Annotated in this window: 6 protein-coding genes; 4 read left to right on the top strand and 2 right to left on the bottom strand. The window is 63.9% G+C overall.

The annotated features are described in order from the left end of the window. The coding region (locus tag AC5Y4D_RS23885; protein ID WP_500038387.1) for a beta-class carbonic anhydrase at positions 1–473 on the bottom strand (473 nt) is incomplete at its 3' end. A gap of 158 nt (positions 474–631) precedes the next feature. On the opposite strand from AC5Y4D_RS23885, the gene AC5Y4D_RS23880 reads away from it, so the two are divergent. From AC5Y4D_RS23880 to AC5Y4D_RS23865, 4 genes are read left to right on the top strand one after another with little or no spacing between them, the layout of a single operon-like run. Further along, positions 632–1609: an ABC transporter permease gene (locus AC5Y4D_RS23880; RefSeq protein WP_500038386.1), complete on the top strand. Its 978-nt coding sequence runs from the start codon at positions 632–634 to the stop codon at positions 1607–1609. Further along, positions 1606–2505 carry an ABC transporter permease gene (locus AC5Y4D_RS23875; RefSeq protein WP_500038385.1) on the top strand — a complete coding sequence of 300 codons (900 nt, stop codon included), beginning with the start codon at positions 1606–1608 and terminating at the stop codon, positions 2503–2505. Before AC5Y4D_RS23880 ends, AC5Y4D_RS23875 begins: the two co-directional genes overlap by 4 nt. Next, the gene (locus tag AC5Y4D_RS23870) at positions 2502–4337 is read left to right on the top strand and encodes a dipeptide ABC transporter ATP-binding protein (RefSeq protein ID WP_500038384.1); all 1836 of its coding nucleotides are present in this window, start codon (positions 2502–2504) and stop codon (positions 4335–4337) included. Before AC5Y4D_RS23875 ends, AC5Y4D_RS23870 begins: the two co-directional genes overlap by 4 nt. Then, positions 4330–6000 (top strand): ABC transporter family substrate-binding protein, encoded by a 1671-nt coding sequence (locus AC5Y4D_RS23865; RefSeq protein WP_500038383.1) that lies wholly within the window; start codon positions 4330–4332, stop codon positions 5998–6000. The genes AC5Y4D_RS23870 and AC5Y4D_RS23865 overlap by 8 nt, the downstream gene beginning before the upstream one ends. Here AC5Y4D_RS23865 and AC5Y4D_RS23860 read toward each other — a convergent pair. Beyond that, positions 5990–6598 carry a class I SAM-dependent methyltransferase gene (locus AC5Y4D_RS23860; RefSeq protein ID WP_500038382.1) on the bottom strand — a complete coding sequence of 203 codons (609 nt, stop codon included), beginning with the start codon at positions 6596–6598 and terminating at the stop codon, positions 5990–5992. The two genes, AC5Y4D_RS23865 and AC5Y4D_RS23860, sit on opposite strands and share 11 nt — an antisense overlap. Positions 6599–6608: the final 10 nt, after the last annotated feature.

Genomic DNA, 6608 nt, shown 5'->3' with positions numbered 1-6608 from the left:
AGCTTGCCGGTCGCGACGTCGAAGATGAACCCGCGCAGCGAGGTGTGCTTGGTGACGAACGGGCTGTTCTCGATGCGGCGCAACGACTGCCGGACATCCTCGGCCAGATCCGAGAACGCCTCGGCCGCCCACGGCGGCTTGACACCGCTCTCCTCCTGGATGCTGCGCTTGAAGTCGTCGTCGGTGAAGGTGAGCATGCCGCAGTCGGTGTGGTGAATCAGGATGATCTCCTCGGTGCCGAGCAACCGTTGACTGATGGCCAGCGACCGGATCGCGTCGTCGGTGACCACGCCGCCGGCGTTGCGGATGACGTGCGACTCGCCCTCGTTGATGCCCAACACGCGATACACGTCGATGCGCGCATCCATGCACGCCAGCACCGCGACGTGTTTGCTCGGCGGCAGCGGCAAGGGACCGTTGAAGTCGCTCGCGTAGTTGGCGTTGTTGGCCAGATAGTCGTCGGTAACCGTCACGCAAGTCTCCTCGGGTTTGCTGCGTCGATCGCTGCCGCGCTGGATCTTAACAATCGGACCGCCGGATTACACTGGTGTGGATCAGCTGGATCGGAATGTCCGAGCGTGCTCGACGGCCTGGATCGTTACCCTGTCCCAATGCGGCAACAGGGTCGGGCATGACGCGATTTCTCTTGCGTCGGTTGCTCAAGTACATAGTGCTGTTGGCGCTGTCTTCCTTCCTGACCTACAGCGTGGCCTCACTTGCGTTTTCACCGTTGGACAGCCTGCTGCAGCGCAATCCCCGCCCGCCGCAGGCGATCATCGACGCCAAAGCGCACGATCTGGGCTTGGACCAGCCTTTTCCGATTCGCTATGCGAACTGGGTTTCGCACGCTGTGCAGGGTGATTTCGGCAAAACCGTCACCGGCCAACCCGTGGGCACCGAACTGTGGCGCCGCGTCGGAGTCACCCTGCGGTTGGTGGTCATCGGTTCGGTGATCGGCACGCTGCTGGGCGTAGCGCTGGGCGCCTGGGGCGCCATCCGCCAGTACCGACTCAGCGACCGTGTCGTGACCATATGGGCATTCGTCACGCTGAGCACGACGTCGTTCGTCCTCGCCACGCTGTTGATCATCGCCGCGCTGCGAGTCAACTGGGCGCTGAGCATCCAGCTCTTCGACTACACCGGGGAGACGTCGCCGGGGGTGGACGACGGGAGCTGGGCGGCCGTAGCCGACCGGTTGAAGCATCTGGTGTTGCCCACGCTCACCCTGGTGCTGCTCAGTGCGTCTGGCTATAGCCGCTACCAACGCAACGCCATGCTCGATGTACTCGGCCAGGATTTCATCCGTACCGCGCGCGCCAAAGGGCTGACCCGAGGTCGCGCGCTGGTCAAGCATGGCCTGCGTACCGCGTTGATACCGATGGCCACCCTGTTCGCCTACAGCGTTGCCGGTCTGGTCACGGGCGCCGTCTTCGTCGAGAAGATTTACGGCTGGCACGGCATGGGCGAATGGTTCATCCGCGCCGTTGCTACTCAGGACACCAACATCGCGGTGACCATATCGCTATTCACCGCCATCGCAACATTGCTGGCAGGCCTGCTGTCTGACATCTTCTACGCTGCGCTCGACCCGAGGGTACGAGTGTCATGACCGTCATCAACCAGGCGACACCGACGCAGTTCACCTCACGTCGCACCCTGGTACTGCGGCGGTTTCTGCGTAACCGCTCCGGGGTGGTGGCGCTGGTAATCCTGGTCATGCTGTTCGTCGGCTGCTATGCATTGCCCCCGGTGCTCCCCTACTCGTATCAGGATCTCGACTTTGATGCGTTGCTACAGCCGCCGAATACGCGGCACTGGTTGGGCACCAATGCGATAGGCCAGGATCTGCTTGCCCAGATTCTGCGCGGTATGCAGAAGTCGATGCTGATCGGTGTCTGCGTCGCGGTGATCTCGACCGGTATCGCCGCGACCGTCGGGGCCATCTCGGGATATTTCGGGGGATGGCGCGACGCGGCGCTGATGTTTGTGGTTGACCTGATGCTGGTGGTGCCGTCTTTCTATCTGATTGCCATCATCTCGCCGCGAACCAGGAACTCCGCGAACATCATCACGCTGGTGGTGCTGCTGGCCGGCTTCGGCTGGATGGTCAGCTCTCGCATGGTGCGCGGGCTGACCATGAGCCTGCGGGAACGCGAATTCATCCGAGCGGCAAGATATATGGGAGTTTCCAGCCGCCGTATCATCGTCGGCCACGTGCTACCCAACGTGGCTTCGATTCTGATCATCGACGCCACCCTCAACGTCGGAACCGCCATCCTCGCTGAGACGGGATTGAGTTTCCTCGGGTTCGGCGTCCAGCCACCGGACGTGTCGCTTGGCACCCTGATCGCAGACAGTACCCAGTCCGCGACCACATTTCCCTGGGTCTTCCTGTTTCCGGCTGGGGTGCTGGTGCTGATTGTGTTGTGCGCCAACCTCAGCGGCGACGCGTTGCGGGACGCGTTCGATCCGGGCGCCAGAACTCTGCGGCGTGGTGGCGCATGAGGCCGCTGCTCGAGATTTCCGGTTTGTCCGTCACCTTCCCTACCGACACGAAACCGGTCAGCGCGGTACGCGGCATCAGCTACCACGTCAACTCCGGCGAAGTAGTCGCCATGGTGGGAGAGTCGGGCTCCGGTAAGTCCGCGGCGGCGATGGCGGTGGCGGGCCTACTGCCTGAGTACGCCGAGGTAGGAGGCTCAGTGCGGTTGCAGGGCACCGAACTGCTCGGACTCGACGACACCGCGATGTCGAAGTACCGCGGCAAATCCATCGGCACCGTGTTCCAGGATCCGATGTCCGCTTTGACGCCGGTCTACACCGTCGGCGATCAGATCGCCGAGGCGATCCGGGTTCATCAACCCGACGTCGGCAAGAAGGCCGCGCGGGTGCGGGCTGTGGAGCTCCTCGAGCTGGTGGGCATCACCCAGCCGGAGCAACGGGCCCGGGCCTTCCCGCACGAGTTGTCCGGCGGCGAACGCCAACGCGTGGTGATCGCCATCGCGATCGCCAACGATCCCGACCTGTTGATCTGCGACGAACCCACCACCGCCCTCGATGTCACCGTGCAGGCACAGATCCTCGACGTGCTCAAGAAGGCCCGCGACGTCACCGGCGCCGGAGTACTCATCATCACCCACGACCTCGGGGTGGTCGCCGAATTCGCCGACCGCGCCCTGGTGATGTACGCCGGGCGGGTCGTCGAGTCAGCATCGGTGGGTGATCTCTACCGAGACCGTCAAATGCCTTACACCATTGGACTTTTGGGGTCTGTCCCGCGCCTGGATGCCGCCCAAGGTACCCGACTGGTCCCCATACCCGGTGCGCCCCCTTCGTTGTCGGGCCTGGATCCGGGATGTCCATTCGCACCACGCTGCCCGCTGGCCATCGACGAATGCCGCGCCGCGGAGCCGGAATTGATCGAGGTCGGCCCCGGTCACCGGGCCGCGTGCATTCGCACCGATCAAGTGATCGGACGCAGTGCCGCCGAGATCTACGGCGTCGACACCGGACGCGGCGACGCGGTACCCGACGACGCGAGCGTCGTGGTGCGCGTGCGCAATCTGGTCAAGACCTATCCGTTGACCAAGGGTGTGTTGCTGCGGCGCAAGGTGGGCGAGGTCCGGGCAGTGGACGGGGTGAGCTTCGAGTTGTCGCAAGGCCGCACGTTGGGCATTGTCGGCGAATCGGGGTCGGGCAAGTCCACCACGTTGTATCAGGTCCTGGAACTCGTTGCGCCGCAATCTGGTTCGATCGAGGTACTGGGTGCCGACGTCGCGACTCTGACCACAGGCAGCCGACGGGCGCTGCGACGGGACATCCAGTTGGTGTTCCAGGACCCGGCGGCGTCGCTGGACCCCCGTCTTCCCGTGTCCGATCTGATCGCCGAACCGTTGCTGGCCAACGGGTTTACCGAAAGCGACACCACGGCCCGCGTCGCGGAGTTACTCGACATCGTGGGACTGCGCCGCGCCGACGCCGACCGTTACCCCGCCGAGTTCTCCGGCGGGCAACGGCAACGTATCGGCGTCGCACGGGCGCTGGCCCTGCAGCCCAAGATCCTTGCTCTGGACGAGCCGGTCTCCGCCCTCGATGTCTCCATTCAGGCCGGCATCATTAATCTGTTGCTGGACCTACAAGACGAGTTCGGCTTGTCGTATTTGTTTGTCTCTCATGATCTTTCCGTGGTCAAGCACCTGGCCCACCAGGTGTTGGTGATGTTTCGCGGGGCGGTGGTCGAGCAGGGTGACAGTCAGCAGGTGTTCGGCAATCCGCAACACGAGTACACGCGTCGGCTGCTGAGTGCCGTACCTCAGCCGGAGCCAGATCATGCGTAGGGCAGTGGTGCACCGCCTGTGCAGCGCAGCGCTCATCAGCGCTTTGTTGCTTTCTGGTTGTTCCGCGCCGACCCAGACCACACCTCCGGTTGCCGGAAACGCCGGGCTGGGCACGAACAGCGACATCAACCCGCGCAACCCTGCGACACTGCGCGATGGGGGCAATTTGCGGCTTTCCCTCAGCGACTTGCCGCCCAACTTCAACATCTTGCACATCGACGGCAACAGCGCCGAAACCGCAAACATGCTCAAGGCCACCCTGCCTAGCGCGTTCATCATCAGGCCGGACGGGTCCAGAACGGTCAACACCGACTACTTCACCAGGGTCGAGCTCACCGGGACCAATCCGCAGGTGGTCACCTATACCATCAACCCCAAGGCGGTCTGGTCCGACGGCAGTCCGATCACCTGGCAGGACATCGCCAGTCAGATTCACGCCGTCAGCGGCGCCGACAAAGCCTTTCAGATCGCGTCGACCGGGGGCGCCGAGCGGGTGGCCTCGGTGACCCGCGGTGTCGACGACCGGCAGGCCGTCATGACCTTCGCCAAGCCCTACGCCGAATGGGAGGGCATGTTCGCCGGCAACGGAATGCTGTTGCCCGCCAGCGTGACCGGTACTCCTGAAGCGTTCAACACTGGCTGGCTCGACAGACCCGGTTTATCCGCCGGCCCGTTCATGTTGACCGGGCTGGACCGGGCCAAGCAGCGAATCACGTTGACGCGCAACCCTAGATGGTGGGGTCGTCAACCGCGCCTGGATTCGATCACCTACTTGGTGCTCGACGACATGGCCCGATTGCCGGCGCTGCAGAACAACACGATCGACGCCACCGGAACAGGCTCGCTCGACCAACTCGTCATCGCCGAGCACACCAGAGGCGTCTCGATCCGGCGGGCCCCCGCACCGAGCTGGACGCACTTCACCATGAACGGCGCCAAGGGTTCGATCCTGTCCGATCCGGCACTGCGCCTAGCCATCTGCAGGGGGATCGACCGCAAGACTATCGCCAAAGTCGCATTAAACGGCTTGACGGCTGATCCGGTACCACTGAACAACCACATCTTCGTCGCCGGGCAAGAGGGCTACCAGGACAACAGCTTTCCCTACAATCCAGAACAGGCTCGGCGAGAGCTGGACGCGCTGGGATGGAAGCTGAACGGGAAGTTTCGAGAGAAGGACGGGCGTCAACTCACCGTCCGATTGCTGTTCTACGAGACGCCCAACGCCAAGGTGTTCACGCAGACCGCCCAGCACAGCCTGGCCGAGATCGGCGTCAAGCTCGAGCTTCAATCCCGGTCGGGAAGTAATTTTTTCAGCAACTACGTCAACGTCGGCGCGTTCGACATCGCACTGTTCGGCTGGCAAGGCGACGCGTTCCCGCTGTCCGGGTTGACCCAGATTTATGCCTCCTACGGGGAAAGCAATTTCGGCAAGATCGGCAGCCCGCAGATCGACGACGTCATCGAACAAACACTCGGCGAACTCGATCCGGTCAAGGCCCGGGCCTTGGCCAACGAGGTCGATCGCCTCGTCTGGGCAGAGGGGTTCAGCCTGCCGCTGATCCAGTCCGTCGGCACCATCGCCGTCCGCAGCGATCTGGCCAACTTCGGCGCGCGGGGGCTGGCCGATCTCGATTACACCGCAATAGGTTTCATGCGCTGATCCGCAGGACCGCAACGAGGAAATCGGAGTCCTCGTCGAACGGCCGCAGATCCCACGTGGACAGCAGCAGATCGGGCGCCAACCCGGCGGCTGTTGCGTGGTCGAGGAAGTCGGCGAACTCATAGCCTCGGCCGGCGCCGAAGCCGACCGCTAAGCGGCCGTCGCTGGCCAAGTGGGCACGCAGTCGGCGCAGCACCTGGATGCGGGTGCTGGGAGCGAGGAAGGTCATGACGTTGCCGGCCGAGACGATCACGTCGAACGGCGCGCTGATGCCGCGGGCGGGGAGGTCGAGCTCGGCGAGATCGCCGACGAGCCAGCGGGGCCCCGGGTGGTCCTGTTCGGCTGCTTCGATGAGCACCGGGTCGGCATCGACACCCACGACCTGGTGGCCAACGGCCGCCAGATACCCGCCCAACCGGCCGGGACCGCATCCGGCATCGAGAATGTGGGCGCCCCGGGACGCAATCGCATCGACGAAGCGCGCCTCACCGTGCAGATCCTCGCCGGCGCGCGCCATCGTCCGGAAACGCTCGACGTACCAGTGTGAATGCCCCGGATCGGCCGCAACCTTCTGCATCCAGAGGCTTTGTTCGACCATGCGAACATTG

The organism is Mycobacterium sp. NGS67, assembly GCF_059812185.1.
Note: the sequence above shows the minus strand (reverse complement) of the source record. Positions and strands in the feature narration are given on the sequence as shown.